At 73.5% G+C, this 18,393-nt stretch carries 16 protein-coding genes and 1 tRNA gene; 12 read left to right on the top strand and 5 right to left on the bottom strand.

Annotated elements, in window-relative coordinates:
• Position 1 precedes the first annotated feature (1 nt).
• From ACFRAV_RS22330 to ACFRAV_RS22305, 6 genes are all read left to right on the top strand, one after another.
• Positions 2-75 (top strand) — tRNA-Pro (locus ACFRAV_RS22330).
• 616 nt (positions 76-691) lie between these two features.
• Positions 692-1,972, top strand: a complete 1,281-nt coding sequence (locus tag ACFRAV_RS22325) for an ABC transporter substrate-binding protein (RefSeq protein ID WP_382558027.1) — start codon at positions 692-694, stop codon at positions 1,970-1,972.
• A gap of 145 nt (positions 1,973-2,117) precedes the next feature.
• On the top strand, positions 2,118-3,011 hold the full coding sequence (locus ACFRAV_RS22320; protein WP_382558026.1) for a carbohydrate ABC transporter permease: 894 nt from the start codon (positions 2,118-2,120) through the stop codon (positions 3,009-3,011).
• The gene (locus ACFRAV_RS22315; protein ID WP_382558025.1) at positions 3,008-3,913 is read left to right on the top strand and encodes a carbohydrate ABC transporter permease; all 906 of its coding nucleotides are present in this window, start codon (positions 3,008-3,010) and stop codon (positions 3,911-3,913) included. Before ACFRAV_RS22320 ends, ACFRAV_RS22315 begins: the two co-directional genes overlap by 4 nt.
• Before the next feature lie 124 nt (positions 3,914-4,037).
• Entirely contained in the window at positions 4,038-5,543 is a 1,506-nt protein-coding gene (locus ACFRAV_RS22310) for an alpha-N-arabinofuranosidase (RefSeq protein ID WP_382558024.1), read from the top strand.
• 64 nt (positions 5,544-5,607) lie between these two features.
• A complete protein-coding gene (locus tag ACFRAV_RS22305) occupies positions 5,608-6,858 on the top strand; it encodes an MFS transporter (protein ID WP_382558023.1) in 1,251 nt (416 codons plus the stop codon).
• A gap of 53 nt (positions 6,859-6,911) precedes the next feature.
• Here ACFRAV_RS22305 and ACFRAV_RS22300 read toward each other — a convergent pair whose 3' ends face one another.
• Both ACFRAV_RS22300 and ACFRAV_RS22295 read right to left on the bottom strand, forming a co-directional pair.
• Positions 6,912-7,787, bottom strand: a complete 876-nt coding sequence (locus tag ACFRAV_RS22300; RefSeq protein ID WP_382558022.1) for a hypothetical protein — start codon at positions 7,785-7,787, stop codon at positions 6,912-6,914.
• 179 nt (positions 7,788-7,966) lie between these two features.
• Positions 7,967-8,308 (bottom strand): antibiotic biosynthesis monooxygenase family protein, encoded by a 342-nt coding sequence (locus ACFRAV_RS22295; RefSeq protein ID WP_382558021.1) that lies wholly within the window; start codon positions 8,306-8,308, stop codon positions 7,967-7,969.
• Between the two features lie 124 nt (positions 8,309-8,432).
• Between ACFRAV_RS22295 and ACFRAV_RS22290 the strand changes: the two genes are divergently transcribed.
• Both ACFRAV_RS22290 and ACFRAV_RS22285 read left to right on the top strand, forming a co-directional pair.
• Positions 8,433-8,744 (top strand): hypothetical protein, encoded by a 312-nt coding sequence (locus tag ACFRAV_RS22290; protein ID WP_382558020.1) that lies wholly within the window; start codon positions 8,433-8,435, stop codon positions 8,742-8,744.
• Positions 8,745-8,794: 50 nt separating this feature from the next.
• Positions 8,795-9,622 (top strand): inositol monophosphatase family protein, encoded by an 828-nt coding sequence (locus ACFRAV_RS22285; protein ID WP_382558019.1) that lies wholly within the window; start codon positions 8,795-8,797, stop codon positions 9,620-9,622.
• Positions 9,623-9,629: 7 nt separating this feature from the next.
• Here ACFRAV_RS22285 and ACFRAV_RS22280 read toward each other — a convergent pair whose 3' ends face one another.
• Positions 9,630-10,190, bottom strand: coding sequence for a DUF6817 domain-containing protein (locus ACFRAV_RS22280; protein ID WP_382558018.1), 561 nt, complete (start codon positions 10,188-10,190; stop codon positions 9,630-9,632).
• A gap of 278 nt (positions 10,191-10,468) precedes the next feature.
• On the opposite strand from ACFRAV_RS22280, the gene ACFRAV_RS22275 reads away from it, so the two are divergent.
• Positions 10,469-11,518 (top strand): hypothetical protein, encoded by a 1,050-nt coding sequence (locus ACFRAV_RS22275; protein ID WP_382558017.1) that lies wholly within the window; start codon positions 10,469-10,471, stop codon positions 11,516-11,518.
• A gap of 164 nt (positions 11,519-11,682) precedes the next feature.
• Here ACFRAV_RS22275 and ACFRAV_RS22270 read toward each other — a convergent pair whose 3' ends face one another.
• Positions 11,683-14,304, bottom strand: coding sequence for a CHAT domain-containing protein (locus ACFRAV_RS22270; RefSeq protein ID WP_382558016.1), 2,622 nt, complete (start codon positions 14,302-14,304; stop codon positions 11,683-11,685).
• A gap of 109 nt (positions 14,305-14,413) precedes the next feature.
• Here ACFRAV_RS22270 and ACFRAV_RS22265 point away from each other — a divergent pair, with 109 nt between their 5' ends.
• The 3 genes from ACFRAV_RS22265 (at position 14,414) to ACFRAV_RS22255 (ending at position 16,994) form a co-directional block, all read left to right on the top strand.
• On the top strand, positions 14,414-15,853 hold the full coding sequence (locus tag ACFRAV_RS22265) for a S8/S53 family peptidase (protein WP_382558015.1): 1,440 nt from the start codon (positions 14,414-14,416) through the stop codon (positions 15,851-15,853).
• Between the two features lie 62 nt (positions 15,854-15,915).
• The gene (locus ACFRAV_RS22260) at positions 15,916-16,491 is read left to right on the top strand and encodes an RNA polymerase sigma factor (protein WP_382558014.1); all 576 of its coding nucleotides are present in this window, start codon (positions 15,916-15,918) and stop codon (positions 16,489-16,491) included.
• Positions 16,488-16,994 carry a hypothetical protein gene (locus ACFRAV_RS22255; protein ID WP_382558013.1) on the top strand — a complete coding sequence of 169 codons (507 nt, stop codon included), beginning with the start codon at positions 16,488-16,490 and terminating at the stop codon, positions 16,992-16,994. Before ACFRAV_RS22260 ends, ACFRAV_RS22255 begins: the two co-directional genes overlap by 4 nt.
• A 40-nt stretch (positions 16,995-17,034) precedes the next feature.
• On the opposite strand, the gene ACFRAV_RS22250 is transcribed toward ACFRAV_RS22255, so the two are convergent.
• Positions 17,035-18,282 carry a cytochrome P450 gene (locus ACFRAV_RS22250; RefSeq protein ID WP_382558012.1) on the bottom strand — a complete coding sequence of 416 codons (1,248 nt, stop codon included), beginning with the start codon at positions 18,280-18,282 and terminating at the stop codon, positions 17,035-17,037.
• Positions 18,283-18,393 lie beyond the last annotated feature (111 nt).

Raw genomic sequence — 18,393 nt, 5'->3', positions numbered from 1 at the left:
TCGGGACGTGGCGCAGCTTGGTAGCGCACTTGACTGGGGGTCAAGGGGTCGCAGGTTCAAATCCTGTCGTCCCGACACAGTGCACAGCACAGCAGGGGCCGGTTCGGGATCATTCCCGGGCCGGCCCCTGGTGCGTTTCCGGAGCCGCCCGCCGTCCCGTTCCTGAATGTCAGGCGCATGCCAATTTGGGGGTCCGCAGTCCGTGCCACAACCGGCGACGTCCGGACATGCGCCGACGAGGAGGTACAAGCCGATCCGGGGCCGCCGGCCCTGGGAGGCCGGGCCTGTCCCCGGTTCTTCGAAATGTTTCGGAGACTGACCCCGAAGGGCCCCTGCGAATTTCGGAAAACTTTCGGAAACATAGTCATTGACTGCCGCTCTTCAGCGCGCGCATACTCACGACCGTTCGAAACCTCCCCGTTGCGGAGACGACTCCGCACGGTCCGTACCCGTCCACCCGGCACGTCCACCGCGTATGTCCGTAGCCCGCCAGCAGGGGGCGCCGCGATCGTTGCGACTGGGCCACGTGCCCGAACCTCATCATGGCCACGGTCGGCCTGCCACCGGAAATGCCCGAATCGGAGCACGCGCACCGTTTTGGGCGTCCAGCAGGCGATTACTTCACGTTCATTATTCACACGCACCTGTGCCGGTGACGACAAATCAGGGAGTTTCCAAGATGGCGAGGAAAATGCGCAGCATCAAGGCTGTTGCGATCGGCGTGGGCATCGTTCTCGCGGCCACCGCTTGCGCAGGCAACGGCGAGACCGACGACAACGCCGAGTCCGGCGGCAAGGTCACGCTGACCGTGTGGGAGAACGCTTCCCCCGGCCCGGGCGCGGAGTACTGGAAGGGCGCCGTCAAGGAGTACATGGCGGCCAACCCGAAGGTCACGATCAAGCTGCAGCAGGTCCAGAACGAGGACTTCGACGGCAAGCTGCAGACCGCGCTGAACTCGAACTCCGCGCCGGACATCTTCCTGCAGCGTGGTGGCGGCAAGATGAAGGCCATGGTCGACGCCGGTCAGCTCCAGGAGCTGCCCTTCGACGACCAGGACAAGGCGAACGCGGGCGCTCAGGTCGCCGGCGCGACGATCGACGGCAAGGTCTACGCCGTCCCGCTGTCCACCAACCCCGAGGGCATCTACTACAGCAAGGACCTCTTCGAGAAGGCCGGCATCAAGTCGACGCCGACCACGATGGCCGAGCTCGAGGACGCCATCGCCAAGCTGAAGAAGATCGACGTCGCCCCGATCGCGGTCGGCGCCAAGGACGCCTGGCCCGCCGCGCACTGGTACTACAACTTCGCCCTGCGTCACTGCAGCGAGGACGCGCTGAACAAGGCCGGCGCCGAACTCAAGTTCGACGACCCGTGTTGGACCACGGCCGGCAAGGACCTGCAGAAGTTCCTCAAGAAGGAGCCGTTCCAGAAGGGCTACCTGACGACCCCCGCCCAGCAGGGCGCCGGCTCGTCGGCGGGCATGCTCGCCAACCACAAGGCCGGCATGGAGCTCATGGGCAACTGGAACCCGGGCGTGATCGCGGGTCTCACCCCGGACAAGAAGCCGCTCCCCGACCTCGGCTGGTTCCCCTTCCCCGCTGTCGACGGCGGTCAGGGTGACCCCACCGCGATGATGGGCGGCAGCGACGGCTACTCGGTCTCCAAGGCCGCGCCGAAGGAGGCCTTCGAGTTCCTCCGCTGGCTCGCCACGAAGGAGCAGCAGGAGAAGTACGCCAAGGGCTTCAGCACCCTCCCGGTGAACAAGGAGGCCCAGAGCGTCGTCACCGACGAGTACAACAAGTCGACGCTGGAGGCCTTCAACAAGGCGGCCTACTCCGTCATGTTCCTCGACACCCAGTACGGCCAGAACGTCGGCAACGCGATGAACACCGCCGTCGTGAACCTGATGGCCGGCAAGGGCACGCCCGAGGACATCGTCAAGAACACCAACGCGGCTGCCGCGAAGGGCTGAGTAAGGAACCATGAGCGACACCCTGGGCACTGACACGGCCCCCGGCCGTCAGTCGCAGGGCACGCCAGAAGCCGGGGACGCGGCCAAGTCCGCGTCCCCGGCCTCGCCGCGAGCGGCTGGACGCCGCCGCAGTGGCCGTGCCCGGATGCGACTCGAGATCGCGATCCTGTCCGGACCGGCGATCCTTGTCTTCCTGGCCTTCGTGATCTTCCCCGTGGCGCTTGCCGCGTACTACGGCTTCTACCGGTGGAAGGGTTACGGAGACCCGACCGACTGGGTGGGGCTGGACAACTACAAGCTGATCCTCGGCGACCCCGCGTTCCAGGAGGTGCTGCAGCACAACCTGTTCATCGTGGTGCTCTCCCTGCTGATCCAGGGACCGCTGGCGATCGGCCTGGCGCTGCTGCTCAACCAGAAGATCCGCGGACGCTCGATCATCCGCATCCTGATCTTCGTGCCGTACGTCATCTCCGAGATCATCGTCGGCACCGGCTGGAGCCTGCTGCTGCAGTCCAACGGCGCGCTCAACGACCTCCTGGGCAAGATCGGACTGGAGTCCTGGCAGCAGGACTGGCTGTCCGACCCGGACCTGGCCCTGTGGACGCTGATGGGCATCATCACCTGGAAGTACATCGGCTTCGCGGTGATCCTGATGCTCGCCGGCCTGCAGTCCATACCCGACGAGCTCTTCGAGGCCGCGGAGATCGACGGCGCCTCCTACTGGCAGATCCAGCGCCGCATCACGCTGCCGCTGCTCGGCCCGACGATCCGCATCTGGGGCTTCCTGTCGATCATCGGATCGCTCCAGCTGTTCGACCTGGTCTTCATCATCTGGGGCCCGTACATCGCGGGCACCGCCGGAACGTCGACGATGGCGATCTACATGGTCGCCGAGGGCCGCAACGCGGCCAACTTCGGCTACGGCAGCGCCATCGCGGTCGTGATGTTCGTGATCTCGATGATCGTCGCGCTGTTCTACCAGCGCTTCGTCCTGCGCCGTGACCTGCAGGGCGCCGTCACCGAGGGAGGCGCGAAGTGAGCGCGACGACCGCCAAGTCCGCGAACCTCACGGGGATCGCACGCCGCAGGCGCGCCGACAAGCGCCGCGACCAGGGTGCCAAGCAGAAGTGGGGCAACCCCTTCACCTACATCGTGGCGCTGCTCTTCATCGCGGCGTGCATCGCGCCCGTGCTGTTCATCGTGCTCGGCGGGTTCCGCACCAACTCGCAGTTCACCACCGACCCGTCGGGGCTGCCGAGCCCGTGGTCCTTCACCAACTACACCGACGTCCTCGCGACCCAGACGTTCTGGGGACAGTTCGGCAACTCGGTCATCGTCGGTCTGGCGAGCACCGCGGGCATCGTGATGCTCGGCCTGATGGTCAGCTTCGTGATCGCGCGATACGAGTTCAAGTTCAAAGGCGCGATGTACTCGCTGTTCGCCGCGGGTCTGATGTTCCCCCTGGTCATCGCCATCACGCCGCTGTACATCATGATCAAGAACCTGGGCCTGATCGACAACCTGCTGGGCATCATCATCCCGCAGATCGCGTTCGGCCTGCCGACGACCGTCATCATCCTGGTGCCGTTCCTCAAGGCGATCCCGAAGGAGCTCGAGGAGGCCGCGTCGATCGACGGTACGAGCCGGCTCGGCTTCTTCTTCCGCATGGTGCTCCCGCTGTCCACCCCCGGCGTGGTCACCGTCAGCATCCTGGGCTTCCTCGGCAGCTGGAACAACTACCTCCTGCCGTTGTACGTCCTGAACTCCGAGGCCAACTACACCCTGCCTCTCGGCGTCCAGGCGCTCTCCGCCTCGCAGTACTCGCAGGACACCGCGAAGATCCTCGCGTTCACCTCGCTGGCGATGCTGCCCGCCCTGATCTTCTTCTCGATCTTCGAGAAGAAGATCGTCGGCGGCCTGACCGGTGCCGTGAAGGGCTGACCCACGCCCCGTCCGCACCGGACCGTTCCACGCCTGCCCCCGCCGCCCCCGCGTCGGGGGCAGGCCCGTTGACCGTGGCGGCGCTCCCAGCACACCGGGCGCCGCGCCAGGAAGGACCACCTCCATGCCTCGCGCCCACATCGCGCTCGACCGCAAGGCCGTCGTCGCCCCCGTCCGGCGCCGCACCTTCGGATCGTTCGTCGAGCACCTCGGCCGCTGCGTCTACACCGGTATCTACGAGCCCGGGCACCCCAGCGCCAACGAGGACGGCTTCCGTATGGACGTCGTCGACCTCGTCAGGGAACTCGGCAGCACCACCGTGCGCTACCCGGGCGGCAACTTCGTCTCCGGCTTCCGCTGGGAGGACTCCGTCGGCCCCCGCGAGCAGCGGCCGGTGCGCCGCGACCTCGCCTGGCGCTCGCTCGAGTCGAACCAGGTGGGCCTCGACGAGTTCGCCAGGTGGCTCAAGCTCACCGACTCCGAGCTGATGCTCGCGGTCAACGTCGCCACCCGGGGCATCCTGCCGGCCCTCGACCTGCTCGAGTACGCCAACCACCCCTCCGGCACCACGCTGTCCGACCTGCGCATCGCCAACGGCACCCCGGAGCCGCACGACGTGCGGATGTGGTGCCTCGGCAACGAGATGGACGGCCCCTGGCAGACCGGCTACATGACGGCGGACGACTACGGCAAGATCGCCGCCCGGACCGCCGCCGCGATGAGGATGGCCGACAAGGACCTCGAACTGGTCGTCTGCGGCTCCTCCGGGTCCGGCATGCCGACCTTCGGCGACTGGGAGCGCACGGTGCTCGAGCACACCTACGAGCACGTCGACTACGTCTCCTGCCACGCCTACTACCAGGAGCTCGACGGCGACCTCGGCTCCTTCCTCGCCTCCGCGACCGACATGGACTTCTTCATCGACACCGTCGTCGCCACCGCCGACCACGTGGGCGGCAAGAAGCGCTCGAAGAAGAAGATCGACGTCTCCTTCGACGAGTGGAACGTCTGGTACCTCAAGGAGCACCAGGAGCAGGAAGCCCGGGAGACCGACCTGGAGTGGCGCCACGCCCCGCGCAAGCTCGAGGACGTCTACACCGTGGCGGACGCCGTGGTGGTCGGCAACCTGCTGATGACGCTGCTCAAGCGCAGCGACCGCGTCACCTCGGCGTCGCTCGCGCAGCTGGTCAACGTGATCGCGCCGATCATGACCGAGCCCGGCGGACCGGCCTGGCGGCAGACGACCTTCCACCCCTTCTCGATCACCAGCCGGCTCGCCTCCGGAGAGGTCATCCGGCCCGTGATCGAGGCGCCGGTGTACGAGACGGCGCGCTACGGCGAGGCGTGCCTCGTCGACGCCGTCGCGACCGTCGACGAGGACCGGGCCGCGGTGTTCCTGGTCAACCGCGACCAGCGGGAGACGGCCCAGGTCACGATCGACGTGCGCGGCCTCGGGTGCTCACGCGTCGTGGAGGCGCTCACGCTCGCCGACGCGGACGTGTACGCGAAGAACACGCTCGCCGAGCCGGACCGGGTGACGCCCGCCGCCAACGCGACCGCGGCCCTCGCCGACGGCACGGTCACCGTCGAACTCCCGCCGGTGTCCTGGACGGCGATCGCCCTGCGCTGACCGAGCGGGCGCCTTTCGGCGGACATTCGGCATTTTCGACGACACACGGTGAAGGAGCCCGACGATGGGCCGAGCCCTGGCCGGCGCGGCGTCCGGGGTGAGGCCCGCGGCGATCGCAGCTCTCGGCGCACTGATGGCCGCGACGTTCTGCGTCTCGACCACGGAGAACCTCCCGGCCGGACTGCTGCCGGAGATCTCCGCCGGCCTGGGCGTCTCCCTGTCCGCGGCCGGCCAGCTGGTCACCGGGTACGCCGTGGTCGTGGCGGTGTTGAGCGTCCCGCTGACGTACGCCACGCGCCGGGTCCCGCGCCGTCCGCTGCTGCTGGGCCTGATGGCGCTGTTCGTGGCCGCCTCCCTGGCGTCCGCCGCCGCGCCCACCTTCGGCCTGCTGCTCGCCTCGCGTGCCGTGACGGCACTGGTCCACGCCGTCTTCTGGGCGGTCGTCACGGTCACCGCGACCGGCCTCTTCCCGGTCGCGGTGCGGGGGCGGGTCGTCGCCATGGTCTTCGGAGCCACCTCGCTGGCCACCGTGCTGGGCGTGCCCGCCGGAAGCTGGATCGGGCAGCAGGCGGGCTGGCGCGTCGCGTTCCTGGTGCTGGGCGGGATCGGCCTGGCGGCCCTCCTCACCGTGGTCCTGTGCCTGCCGTCCACCGACGGCGCGCAGGCGTCCGCCGCCGAGGACCGCGCGCCGGACCGGGCGCGCTACGTCGTGCTGGTGCTGACGATCGTGCTGGTCATGACCGGCCTCGGCGCGGCGTTCACCTACACGGTGCCGTTCCTGCTGGAGGTGAGCGGTTTCTCCACCGAGGCGATCAGCCCGCTGCTGCTGGTCCGGGGCGCGGCGGGTGTGGCGGTGCTCTTCCTGGCCGGCCGCCTCGCCGACCGTCACCCCCGGCCGGCCACGGTGGCGCCGGTGGCCCTGCTGGCCCTCTCGCTGCTCGGCCTGTACGGGTGGGGCGCCGAGCCCGTGGTCGCCGCGGTGCTCACAGCGAGCTCCGGCATGGCCCTGTTCGCCATGATCACCACACTGACCAGTGAACTCCTCGCGGTGGCGCCCGGCGACCTGTTCGTCGCCTCGGCCGTCGGGAACGCGGCGTTCAACGCGGGCACGGCCGTCGGGGCGGCGGCCGGCGGCATGGTGCTGTCCGCCTCCGGCATCCGCGCCGTGATGCTGATGGGCGGCGCACTGACGGCGGCGGCGCTGGCCGTGCTCATGGTCGACCAACTGGTGCGGGCCACGCCGCGGGCGCCGCGCCCGCCGGTCGGCGGACCGTCGGCGGGGGCGGACGTGGAACCGGTCACCGAGCGGTCGTAGCGGCGGGACGGTAAGCCGGTCACCGGGCCGTCAGCAGGAGCCGGGGAACCGCGTCACCGGTTCGAGCGGGTGAGTTCGAAGAGGTCCCCCGCGTCCTCGTCCCCGACGTGGACGTACAGGAGCGGGTGCTCCTCGTTCCCGCCCACGTGCCACTCCTGGGTGGCGCAGCCCGGCACCCGGACGGTGACGCGCTGGGCCCAGGCGTCGTCACCCGGGTCGAGCGTCCAGGAGCCCCGTCCGTCACAGGGGTCCGCGCGCGTCCCGTCGTCCTCGAACCGGGCCAGCCCGGTGGCCGTCGCGGTGCCGTCCGCGTGGAGCACCAGGACGTCGGGATCGCCGTTGGCCCAGGAGCCGGCGAGCGTCCTCGCGGTCAGGGACGGCGGCTCGTAGGCGTCCACGACACCGGTCGCCAGGGCCAGCGCCCCGAGCACGGCGGCGCCCAGCACCGAACCGGCGCCCCAGAGCGCCACCCGGCCGACCGGACGCCAGCTCCGCCGAGGTCCGCGGAGCCGGGCCAGCAGCACCGCGGGCAGCGAGAAGGCCGCGACCGCCGCCCACGACGCGAGCCTCACCGGCACCGGCACGGCACCGGCGCCGCGGACGAACAGGAACGAGGCGGGCAGGGCGAGCAGCGCCACGGCCGGCAACACCCACCACCAGGCCGTCGGGCGGTGGAACAGCCGCGCCAGAGCGTCGCCCAGCCAGACGGCCGGCATGACCACGACGTGGGAGAACAGGACCCCGAACAGCACGCCCGCGACGGCGAGCAGCGGCAGGAGGACCAGGGTCAGGGTGCCCGGGACCCTGCCCGGGGACTCCGTCGTGGCGAGCACCACCATGACGGCCACCAGACCCAGCATCGCCTCCACCCCCAGCACCAGCATGGACATCACCAGCATCCACGCGTAGTTCCGGCCTCGACGGGCCATCTTCCCTCCCCGTTTCACGACATGGTCACGGCATGCCGAAGAACGCGGTCCGCGCGGATGCGGCCGCCGGGATCATCCTGCCATGCTTTTGAACGCGTTCAACTCGGAGGGAGGGGGGAAACGACGCTGCCGCCCGCGTGAGGTTCACGCGGGCGGCAGGGCTCCGGTCGTCGGGGGACTCAGGCGGTCGTGTCCGCGCCCGGCCCCGCCTGCTGCACCACCTCGAACGACCACAGCGTGGAGCCGCTCGCGGCCGGCTTCGGCCGCTCGCCGCCCTCGCCCTGACCGCCGCCCTGGTGGGCGGACTTCATCGGCCCCTCCATCCAGGCCTGGAACGCGGCCTCGTCGCGCCACCGCGTGTACACGAGATAGGTGTCGGTCCCCTCGACGGGGCGGAGCAGCTCGAACCATTCGAAGCCGTCGGAGTTCTCCACGGCGTGCGCCCGCGAGGCGAAGCGCTTCTCCAGGACCTCCCGCTGCTCGGCGGGCACGGACAGTACGTTGATCTTCACGACGCTCATGCCCTCATCCTGCCGCACCGTCCCGGAGTGCCGCCGGAGGCCTCGCGCAGCACGTGTTTCTCGGGCATGGTGACCCCAGGGCGGCCGTCCCGGTGAGCGGGTCGCGCACCCGTGGGGAGGGCGCATGGCGGAGCCGTTGAGAGGCTGGATATGGGCCCAGAACGCCCTGCCCTTCCTCCAGTTGCTGTCCCACTACGCCGGTTACGCCTTCGACGGCACCGACTGGGAGACCGTCGAGGCGGGCATCGGGGACACCGACGACGACCGGGCGGACGGCTGGTACACCTATCCGCTGGTCGGCACCCGGGCCGAGCTGGAAGTCGCGCTGGCCCTCGCCACCGGCTCCGACGTCCTCGCGGTCACCGTCACCGGCCTCGACGACCCCGAACTCCGCCTGCGCGCCGACACGTTGATCTCCGCCTTCGCCAGCATGTGAGCCCACGCCCAGCCCGGCGGACACGCGGGAAGCCGCCTATGCTCCCCGTCATGACGACGACGAACGGGCCGACCGACGCCGAGGTGGCGCTCGCCGCCGCGCGGGCCGGGGCCGCCGTGGTGCGGGCCCTGTACGGCAGCGCGCCCGAGCGGCACGACAAGGGGAACGGCGACTTCGCCACCGCGGCGGACCTGGCGGCCGAGGAGGCGATCCTGCACGTCCTGCGCGCCTCCCGGCCGGGTGACGCCGTGACCGGTGAGGAGGCCGGAGCCACCGGGCCGGCGGACGCCGGACGCAGGTGGCTGGTCGACCCTCTCTGCGGCACCCTCAACTACGCCGTGGACACCATGCTCGCCGGGGTCAACGTCGCCCTGCGGGACGGTGGGCGGGTGACGGCCGCCGCCACGGCCGACCCGTTCAGCCGCGAGGTGTACCTGACCGACGGGACGGGCGCCCAACTCCTGGGTCCCCACGGTCCCGACGGCACGCGGACGGACCTGACCCCCTCGCCCGCGTCCTGCCTGGTCGACCTCAACCTCGACCCGCCGTTCCCCAACGCCCCCGCCTTCCGGGCCGCCCGGCTGCTCGCCGACCCGGCGTTCACCGCGCGCTTCCGGCCCCGCGTCGTCTCCACGACCCTGGCCGTCGCCTGGGTCGCGGCGGGCCGGCGGGCCGCGTACGTCACGGACGGGGACCTGCGCGACAGCGTGCACTTCGCCTCCGGCATCGCCCTGTGCCAGGCCGCCGGATGCGTCGTCACAGGCATCGACGGCCGGCCCCCGTACACCGGCGCCAACGGTCTGATCGCCGCGGCCGATCCGGACACGCACGAGGCGCTGCTCACCATGGCGCGGGCCGGGGCCCGCGCGGAGCGTTGAGCACCGCTCACCCGGATCCGGGAGCCAGCACCTCCTCGCAGTCGACCCAGGCGTGCTCGCTCAGCAGCGGGCGCAGACGGGTGAACAGGGCGAGCAGGCCGGAGCCCCACCGCTGCCGGAAGTCCGGGTCCACGCGGGCGATGTCCAGCTCGTTGACCGCCGTCAGCTCGGCGAAGTCGCGCAACTGCCGGTCGGTGGGGGCGAACTCCCGGCCGGTGAAACGGTCGTGGAACACCGGGGAGGACCCGCCCAGGCCGGGGTAGGTGGCCGACCGGCCGCAGGAGGCGTAGAGGCGGACGATCGCCTCGGCCTCGTCACCGATCACCGCGACCAGCTCCCCACGCCGCTCCAGCGGCAGCAGGGCCGTGGCGAACCCGTCCGTGCCGTAGAAGGCATGACACAGCCCCGCCAGCCGCAGGGCCGGGCGGGCCTCCCAGTTCCCCAGCCGGGAGTACACCCGCGTCAGATGCGCGAGGAGGGTGCCGCCGGGGTGCGGAACGTCTCCCGCGCCGGAACGGAGCAGCAGCTCCTCGGCGAGCGTCGCGGAGGAGGAGTCGAGCACGGTCATCGGTCCTTTCCGGTGGGCGGGCGCCGGGCGCGGCGGTTCGACGCGAGTCGATCGGGCCGGCCCGGCGATTCCGTGCCCTGCGATTCCGGGCCCGTCGATCTTCACCGTGGGCCGGACCCCAGGTCAATCCTGGGGATCACTCACCACCCCCGAGTCATCTCTGGGGTGCCAGGGCGCATTCCGGAGGCGGCGCGCCGATCGGCCGGACGGAGGAAGCGGACGGGGCCCCCGTGCGGCGGCGGTGCCAGACTCGGTCCTTCGGACGCTGGAGGTGCGCGGTGGATCTCGACGCTGTCGCTCAGGAGCTGTACGGCACGCCCCCCGAGGAGTTCACCAGGATGCGCGACCAGCGCGCCGCCCGGGCCCGCGAGGACGGCGACCGGGAACTGGCGAAGCGGATCAAGGCCCTGCGCAGACCCACGCTGTCGGCCTGGGCCTGCAACCTGCTGGTCCGGGAGCGCAAGGAGGAGACCGAACCGCTGCTGCGGCTGGGAGAGGCGCTGCGGCAGGCCCACCTCGACCTGGACGGCGGCGCGCTGCGCGACCTCTCGCGGCAGCAGCACCTGCTGGTGTCCGCGCTGGCCCGGCAGGCCGTGGAATTGAGCGCGGCGGCAGGGCACCGGGTGGGGGAGGGGGCCCGGGAGGAGATCGAGGGCACCCTCCGCGCCGTGCTGGCCGACCCGGAGGCGGCCGAGGCCTGGGCCGGGGGCCGGCTGACCAGACCGCTCACCGCGGCGCCGGGCTTCGGGGCCGCGCTGGGCGGCGGGACGTCGCCCGACCTGCGGCTGGTGCCCACGTCGGAGGCGGGGGACGAGGAACCGGAGGCGGGCCCGGGTGGCGGCAGCTCCGCGCGCCGGGGCACGGGCGGCGCGCCGGACGCGGGCGGCGGCACGCGGCGGGGGACCGCCGCCGAGGAGGAACGCCGCACCCGGGAGCGGGAAGCGGCCGAACGCGAGGCGGCCGGACACGAGGCGGCCGAACGCGAGGCGGCCGAACGCGAGGCCGCGGAACAGGAGCGGCGGTGCGAGCTGGAGGAGGCACGCGCGCAGGCGGAGGAGGCCGCACGGGCGCTCGGCGAGGCGGAGGAGGAGTCGGCCGGCGCCGACCGCGCCGCACAGGACGCGGCGGACCGCGTCGCGGCTCTCGGGGAGCGGGTCCTGGGCCTGGAGGAGGAGCTGCACGTCGCCCGGGAGGAGACCCGCGAGGCACGGGCCGGGGAACGCGCGGCCCGCGACCGGGCCCGGGCCGCCGCCCGCACCCTCCGCGACGCCCGCCGCCGCGCCACCACCGCCCAGACCCGCGCCGCCCGCCTCGCCGACGACGCGTGACACCGCTCCGGACGCCGGTACCGGCCGCCCCTCCCGTGTAGTGCGGACGGCGGCGCCCTCACGGACCCGCGCCGCACCCCCGGGGCGCCGCGGTGGAGCTCCGGCCGCTCCCAAGGCCCCAGGCCGCTCCCCAAGCCTGACGCCGCTCCCAAGGCTGCGAGGCCTCAGGCCGCTCCGAAGGCCGTGAACGTCCACCCCGTCGCCCGGTGGACCGCGTCGTCCGGCAGGGCCGCCCGGGCATCGCGCAGCGCCTCGGCGAGGGTCAGGCGGCAGGCGAGGCCCTTGTGCAGGGCCAGCATCAGCGGCACCACCGCCGCGTCGTTGACCGGCGCGCTGCTCGCCACCACCCCCGCCGTGCCGAGCGGCAGTAAGGCCGTGACCAGGCCCAGCAGTTCGTCCGAGCCGACCGGCGCCAGCCGCGCCGTGTCGCAGCTGGACAGGATGAGCCGGTACGGGCTGCTCTCCAGCCGCTCGAAGTCGTGCACGGTCAACGGCCCGTCGGCCATCCGCAGCGAGGAGAACAACGGGTTGTCGGCCCGGAAGGCGCCGTGCGCCGCGATGTGGGCCAGCGACGCGCCGTCCAGCGCCCGCAGCACCTCACCGGCCCGTGCGTCGTCCCCCTCCAGCAGGGTCGGCCGTCCGTAGTGGTCGACCAGTTCCGGCACCTCCGCGCCGCCCGTCGCCAGCCCGGGCCCGCGCACCAGGACGTGCCGGCCGCCCGCCGGCGGCGCCGTCTCCCGGGCGCGCAGCCAGGCGCCCGCCGACGGCGACACGTTCACCACCCGCTCCCGCAGCGACGGCAGCAGCGCCCACGGCACCCGGTGCAGCCGCCCCGGCGGCACCACCACGACCGGCCCGGGACCGAGCCGCGCGGCCGCCTCGCCGAGCAGCGCCTCCTCCAGACGGCGCCCGGCCGCCTCCAGCAGGGGAAGCCGCGCCGCGCCGCCGGGGTGCGCCAGCCGCCGCAGCCCGGCCTGCACCAGCTCCGCCTCCGCCTCCGCCCGCGACAGCCGGCCGCCGGTGAACACCCGCACCCGGCCGCCGCCGCACAGCAGCACCCGCACCCGGTCGTCCAGCACCACCAGCTCGACCAGCTGAGCGCCGTCCCGGCCCAGGCGCTCCAGCAGCCTCGCCGGGTCGAACCGGCGGCCGTCACCGCCCGCCCCCGCGCCCCGGGCCCGCAGCGTCCGGGAGCGGATCTCCCGCTCCAGGCGCCGCTGCTCACGCTCCAGCACCGGCACCGGACGGCCGTCCCGGCGCGCCTCCTCGGCCCGGGACGCGATCTCCCGGAACGACGCCAGGTCCGCCAGCAGCCCCGGATCGGCGGGCGGCCGGGCGGCCGGCGCGGCCAGCGCCGCCGCCCGCCACCGCTCGCTCCACTCCAGCAGCCGCCGGGCGCCGCCGGAGGCCAGCGCGGCCTCCTGGGCCAGCGCGGCCAGCTCCTCGCCCTGCTCGGTGACCCGGGCCCGCAACTCCGGCGCGCCCAGCGTGGTGCGGTGCCCGTCCAGGACGTCCAGCCCGTGCCGGCAGGCCCGCAGCACACCGCGCCGCGACCCGGCGGCCCGGGCCCGCAGCGCCTGCGCCACCCAGCCCGTCACACGCGCCTGCGGCGCACCGCCGTGCCGGGCCCGGGCGGCCAGGGCCAGATGGACCTCCGCCTCCGCGGGCCGGTCCAGCGCCAGGGCGATCCGTCCCGCCAGCAGCGCGGCCTGCGGCGCCGACGGCGAGCCGAAGGAGGCCAGCCGCCCGGCGAGGGCCGCCGCGTCCGAGACCATCCGGCCGGTGCGCCGCCCCACCGCGAACCGGGCCTCGGCCAGCACCAGCCGGGCGTGCGCCTCGCCCCAGGGCCGGCGCTGCCGGGCGAACAGCCGCACCGCGGCCGCCGCCCGGTCCACCGCCGTGTCCGGTGCGCCCGCCGCACCGGCCGCCTGCGCCGCCACCAGCAGCAGCTCCGCCTTGCGGGTGCGCTGCCCGCCGATCCGGTCCAGCGCCGCGATCGCCGCGTCCGCCTCGGCCAGCGCCTCGGCCGCCAGGCCCGCCGCCCGCAGCACCTCGCAGCGCCGGATGCTCAGCATGAACGTCGGCGTGCCCAGGGCGTCGTAGCGCCCGGCGGCCTCGTCGAAGAGGCGCAGCGCCGCGGGGATGTCACCGGCGCGGAAGGCGGTCAGGGCCCGCGACTCCACCACGTCCGCCTTGTCGTGCTCCTGGCCGGTCGTCCCCCACAGCTCCTCCGCCGACGCGAAGTCCGCCTCCGCGCGGTCCACCGCGCCCAGCGCCAGGTGGACCGTCGCCCGCAGGGTCAGCGAACGCGCCACCCAGATCACGTCCCCGGCCTGCCGCAGCACCGGCACCGCGCGCCGGACGTCGTCCAGCGCCTCGCCGTGGCGGCCCAGCACCCAGAACGAGTACGCCCTGCGGTACAGCACCCGGGCCCGGGTGTGCGCCGAGCCCCGGCCCACGCCCCGCTCGAGGGCCGCCAGGCCCTGCCGGGTCCGCCCCGCGTGCACCAGCGCCACCCCGAGCGTGGCCAGCACGTCGGCCTCCCGGTCCGCGGAGCCCGCACGGGCCGCCAGGTCCCGGGCGCGCCGCAGATGCCGCAGCGCCACGTCGAGATCGCCGAAGTCGCGCTGCCAGATCCCGATCACCTGATGGGCCACCGACGCGTGCCCCGGCGGGGGGCCGGACTCGAGGAGCCGCTCCGCCCTGCGCAGGGCCACGTCGGGCCTGGCGAAGACCATCGGCAGCAGTTCGAGGACGGTTCCGTTTCCCGCTGTCACCTGCCGCATCGTAGTGCCCTGGCCAGGGGTTTCGGCACGGGCGGTGTGAAGGCGGTGTATCAACCGCGATGCGGCAGACTCCTTCTGACGACGTAGCACCCGAGGGGGAGGAAGCCCTATGCCGGCCCGGCGGTTCCACGAGCAGTGCGAGCAGGTCCGACGTTCCATGCCCGACGTACCGCTGGCCGTGGACGAGGGGGCGGGATTCCTCTACGAGCGCGGCCACCTGCTGGTGCGCGACGGGGAGGACGCCCGGCTGGTCGCCGACGCCCTGCGCGAGCGGCGCGCCGACATCCCCGGCGCGGCCGGCCGCGAGCGGATAGCCCCCGCCGGACCCGGCAACCGTTCCGGCGTGACGCGGATCAGGGTCGCCGAGCCGGCCGAGGGGGCCCGCGCGGCCGGCGCCGCGGACCCCGCGGTGGACGGGGCGCTGCGCGCGGTGCGCGCCCTCGAGGACCGCGCCGGACGCCGCATGGTCTCCCGCAACCACGTCATCACGGTCGCGGTGAACGCCTGCCCCGGTGACGAGCCGGTGCCCGCCGCACCGGGCGAGGGACCCAACCCGGCGCCCGCCGGCCGCGACCACGAGCCGGACTCCGGCGTCGGCGTGCTGGTGGTGGACACCGGCCTCACCTCCGACCACGCCCGCTGTCCCGAACTCGCCCGCGTGCGCGGCGACCTGGAGACCTCCGAGCGCGACGCCGACGGAGTGCTGCGGCAGTACGCGGGACACGGCACCTTCATCGCCGGCCTGCTGGCCGCCGTCGCCCCGCACGCCGACATCACGGTCTCCAACGCGCTCAACGACGCCGGCGCCGTCCTGGAGTCCGAGTTCGGACCGCTCCTCCTGGACGCCGCCGAGAGCGCCGGCTGGCCGGCCCTGATCAGCCTCTCCGCGGGCACCGCCACCGGCGACGACCAGGGCCTCCTGGGACTCGAGCACTTCATGGCGGAACTGCTGAAGCACCCCGGCACCCTGCTGGTCGCCGCAGCCGGCAACAACGGCTCCGACACCCCGTTCTTCCCGGCCGCCTACGCCGCCCGGCCCAAGTACCGCAAGGCGGTGTTCTCCGTGGGCGCCCTGCGCGGCGACGGCGAGGCCCACGCCTGCTTCAGCAACCACGGCCGGTGGGTGGACGCCTACGCGCCCGGCGAGCGCCTCACGGCCCCGCTGACCGGCTTCGACGCCCCCGTCCCGTACGTCTACCAGCACTCCAGCTACGACGAGTGCCGGCACGGCGGCGACTACTCCTGCACCTGCCGCTTCCCGGTCCGCACCGGGCTGCTCAGCGCGGACGGCGAGGACGCGCCCGGCGAGCCGGAGCGTGTCGAGTTCAGCGGCTACGCGCGCTGGAGCGGCACCTCCTTCGCCACCCCGGTGGCCGCCGCCATGGTCGCCGCGCACATGGCCGCCCACAAGGAGAGCGACCCGCGCCGCGCCCGCCGGGACCTGCTCGCCTCCCTGAAGGACACCGCCGAGGTGCACGGAGCGCGGGCGGCCGCGCTGCGTCCCCCGAGCTGGCGGCCCGTCAGCGGACCGGGGACGGGCGAACGTTGACCCCGTCCTTGAGTCTCACCCGTACGGCGTACGATGGCGTGCCGTACACGAGGGGTGGGGGAGTGGAACGAGCGACAGTCGGCGCCTTGCTGAAGTCCGCGGTCGAGGGCGACCAGGACGCCTGGCGGGGCCTGGTGGACGGGCTCAGCCCGTTGGTGTGGTCCGTGGTCCGCGGGCACCGGCTCTCCGAGGCGGACGCCCACGAGGTCTACCAGATCGCCTGGTTCCGCTTCGCGCAGAACCTCGGGCGGATCCGCGAGCCGGAGAAGGCGGGTTCCTGGCTCGCCGCCACCGCCCGCCACGAGTGCCTGAAGGTGCTGCGGGCGCAGCGCCGGTGGACGCCCACCGACGACCCGCAGGTGCTGGACCGCCCCTGCGACAGCTGCTCGCCCGAGCAGAAGGTCCTCGAGTCCGAGGAGGAGGCCGAACGGGCCGACCGGCACCGCACGGTGTGGGAGGAGTTCGACGCGCTCGGCGACCGCTGCCGGCAGCTGCTGCGCCTGATCATCGCCGAGCCGCCGCCCAGCTACCGCGAGGTGTCCGTCGCCCTGGGCATCGCGGTGGGCTCCATCGGACCTATTCGACAGCGGTGCCTGCGCCGGCTGCGCAAGCGCCTGACCGACCGGGGGGTTCTGTGAACGGCCCGCACGCCTTCGACGACAGCGACGACGCCGACGACTTCGACGAGCAGCCCTTCGACGACCTGAAGCTCCTGGAGGTCGAGGGACTGCTGAGGGAGGCGGCCGAGGTCTGCGACCCGGTGCCCACCGCGCTGCGCGAGGCGGCGCTGGCCGCCTTCGCGCTGCACGACCTGGACGCCCGCCTCGCCGAGCTCACCTTCGACTCCTTGCTGGACGCCGCCCCCGTCAGGGGCGCCGAGGACGGCCCGCGCATGCTCACCTTCGCGGCCGGCGACCTCACCGTCGACGTCGAGGTGGGCGAGGACGGGCTGCTGGGCCAGCTCCTGCCGCCCCAGGCGGCGGGCGTGGAGGTGCTGACCCGGCCCGCCCCGGAGGCGGCGGCGCGGTGCGACGCCGACGAGACGGGCGGATTCTCCTGCGCGGTCGACGTCACCGGCCCGTTCGCCCTGCGGGTCCGGGCCGGCGACGAGGTGGTCGTCACGGAGTGGCTGCGGGTCTGACCGCGGCGGGGCGGCCGCCCCGCCGCGGGCGGCCGCCCGCTCACCAGGCGACCGGGAGCGCCTCGGGCCCGCGGATCATGGTGCGCCGCCGCCACGGCACCTCCCGCTCGGCTACCGCGAGCCTGAGCGCGGGCAGCCGCTCCAGCAGCGTGGTCACCAGCAGCTCGGTCTGCAGCCGGGCCAGGACCGCCCCCGTGCAGAAGTGCGGACCGTTGCCGAAGGCCAGGTGCGGGTTGGGGTCACGGGCCAGGTCGATCCCGTCCGGATCGGTGAAGACCTCCGGATCCCGGTTGGCGGCCAGGTAGGAGACGTACACCGGCTCGCCCGCCGTGATCGTCCGCCCCGCGAGCTCGACGTCCTCCAGCGCGATCCGGGCCAGGCCCACCGTGCTGCGGTGCGGGATCCAGCGCAGCAGCTCCTCCAGGGCGGCGTCCAGCGCGGCCGGACGGTCCAGCACCTCGCGCATCCGGGCCATCAGGTCCGGCCGGGTGAGCAGCAGGAAGAGCATCTGCCCGCAGTTGTGCGTGACCGCCTCGCCGCCGATCTGCAGCGGCCCCGCCACCCCGATCGCCTCCTCCTCGGTCAGCTCCCCCCGGCCCACCGCGGCTCCCAGCATCGACAGGACGCCGCCGCCCTGCCCGCCGTCGCCGTCGCCGGGGGAGCCCGCGCGGCGGTCACGGATCGTCCGCGTGATCCAGCCGTACAGGCCCGCCTTGGCCTCCTCGGCCGCCTCCGCACCACCGGAGGTGGAGATGATCTGCCGGGTCCAGGCACGCACCCGGTCCCGGTCGGCCTCCGGGACGCCCATCACCTCGCCCACCACGGCCAGCGGGTACGGCTCGAGCACCGTCGCGATCAGATCGGCCGGCGGCCCCTGGGCCAGCAGGCCGTCGACCAGCGGGTCGAGCAGCGCCTGGGCGCGCGGGCGCAGGCGCCGCATCGCGCCGACGGTGAAGGCGCCCGCGAAGGCGCGGCGCAGCCGGTTGTGGTCGGGCTGGTCGGCGAAGGCCAGTGACCCCGGGCGGGGCTTGAAGTGCGGGGCCAGCCGGGTGACCTGGCGGCGGGTCACCTCCGCGCGCCCGAACCGGGGGTCGTTGGTGACGGCCCGGACGTCCTCGTGACGGGTGGCGAGCCAGGCCCAGCCCTCACCGTGCGGCAGACGGATCCTGGTCAGCGGGCCCTCGCGCATCAGCTCGGCCAGCAACGGGTCGAAGCCGGGGCCGTCGATCTCCGGCGGCACCCAGTCCCGGACGGGCGGAGGAGGTGGTGCGGTCATCTCCTGAGTCATGGAACCACCCTGGGGCGGCCCGGCGCGTCTGTCGCGCCCGGCTGCTCCGTGCGGTCCCCGCACCGGCCGTCGCGGGCCGGAAACGGGCTCCGCCCCGCCCGGTGGGCCGGG

Source organism: Streptomyces sp. NPDC056600, assembly GCF_042792855.1.
Taxonomy (GTDB): domain Bacteria; phylum Actinomycetota; class Actinomycetes; order Streptomycetales; family Streptomycetaceae; genus Streptomyces.
The sequence above is the reverse complement of the archived record's forward strand: the minus strand, read 5'-3'. Positions and strand labels throughout refer to the sequence as shown.

Excerpts from the sequence above, each read along its gene's own strand:
- ACFRAV_RS22295 (WP_382558021.1), bottom strand. The coding sequence starts at position 8,308 with ATGAGCGTCGTGAAGATCAACGTACTGTCCGTGCCCGCCGAGCAGCGG.
- ACFRAV_RS22285 (WP_382558019.1), top strand. The coding sequence starts at position 8,795 with ATGACGACGACGAACGGGCCGACCGACGCCGAGGTGGCGCTCGCCGCC.
- ACFRAV_RS22270 (WP_382558016.1), bottom strand. The coding sequence starts at position 14,304 with ATGCGGCAGGTGACAGCGGGAAACGGAACCGTCCTCGAACTGCTGCCG.
- ACFRAV_RS22305 (WP_382558023.1), top strand. The coding sequence starts at position 5,608 with ATGGGCCGAGCCCTGGCCGGCGCGGCGTCCGGGGTGAGGCCCGCGGCG.
- ACFRAV_RS22310 (WP_382558024.1), top strand. The coding sequence starts at position 4,038 with ATGCCTCGCGCCCACATCGCGCTCGACCGCAAGGCCGTCGTCGCCCCC.
- ACFRAV_RS22265 (WP_382558015.1), top strand. The coding sequence starts at position 14,414 with ATGCCGGCCCGGCGGTTCCACGAGCAGTGCGAGCAGGTCCGACGTTCC.
- ACFRAV_RS22325 (WP_382558027.1), top strand. The coding sequence starts at position 692 with ATGCGCAGCATCAAGGCTGTTGCGATCGGCGTGGGCATCGTTCTCGCG.
- ACFRAV_RS22250 (WP_382558012.1), bottom strand. The coding sequence starts at position 18,282 with ATGACTCAGGAGATGACCGCACCACCTCCTCCGCCCGTCCGGGACTGG.
- ACFRAV_RS22300 (WP_382558022.1), bottom strand. The coding sequence starts at position 7,787 with ATGGCCCGTCGAGGCCGGAACTACGCGTGGATGCTGGTGATGTCCATG.
- ACFRAV_RS22290 (WP_382558020.1), top strand. The coding sequence starts at position 8,433 with ATGGCGGAGCCGTTGAGAGGCTGGATATGGGCCCAGAACGCCCTGCCC.
- ACFRAV_RS22280 (WP_382558018.1), bottom strand. The coding sequence starts at position 10,190 with ATGACCGTGCTCGACTCCTCCTCCGCGACGCTCGCCGAGGAGCTGCTG.
- ACFRAV_RS22320 (WP_382558026.1), top strand. The coding sequence starts at position 2,118 with ATGCGACTCGAGATCGCGATCCTGTCCGGACCGGCGATCCTTGTCTTC.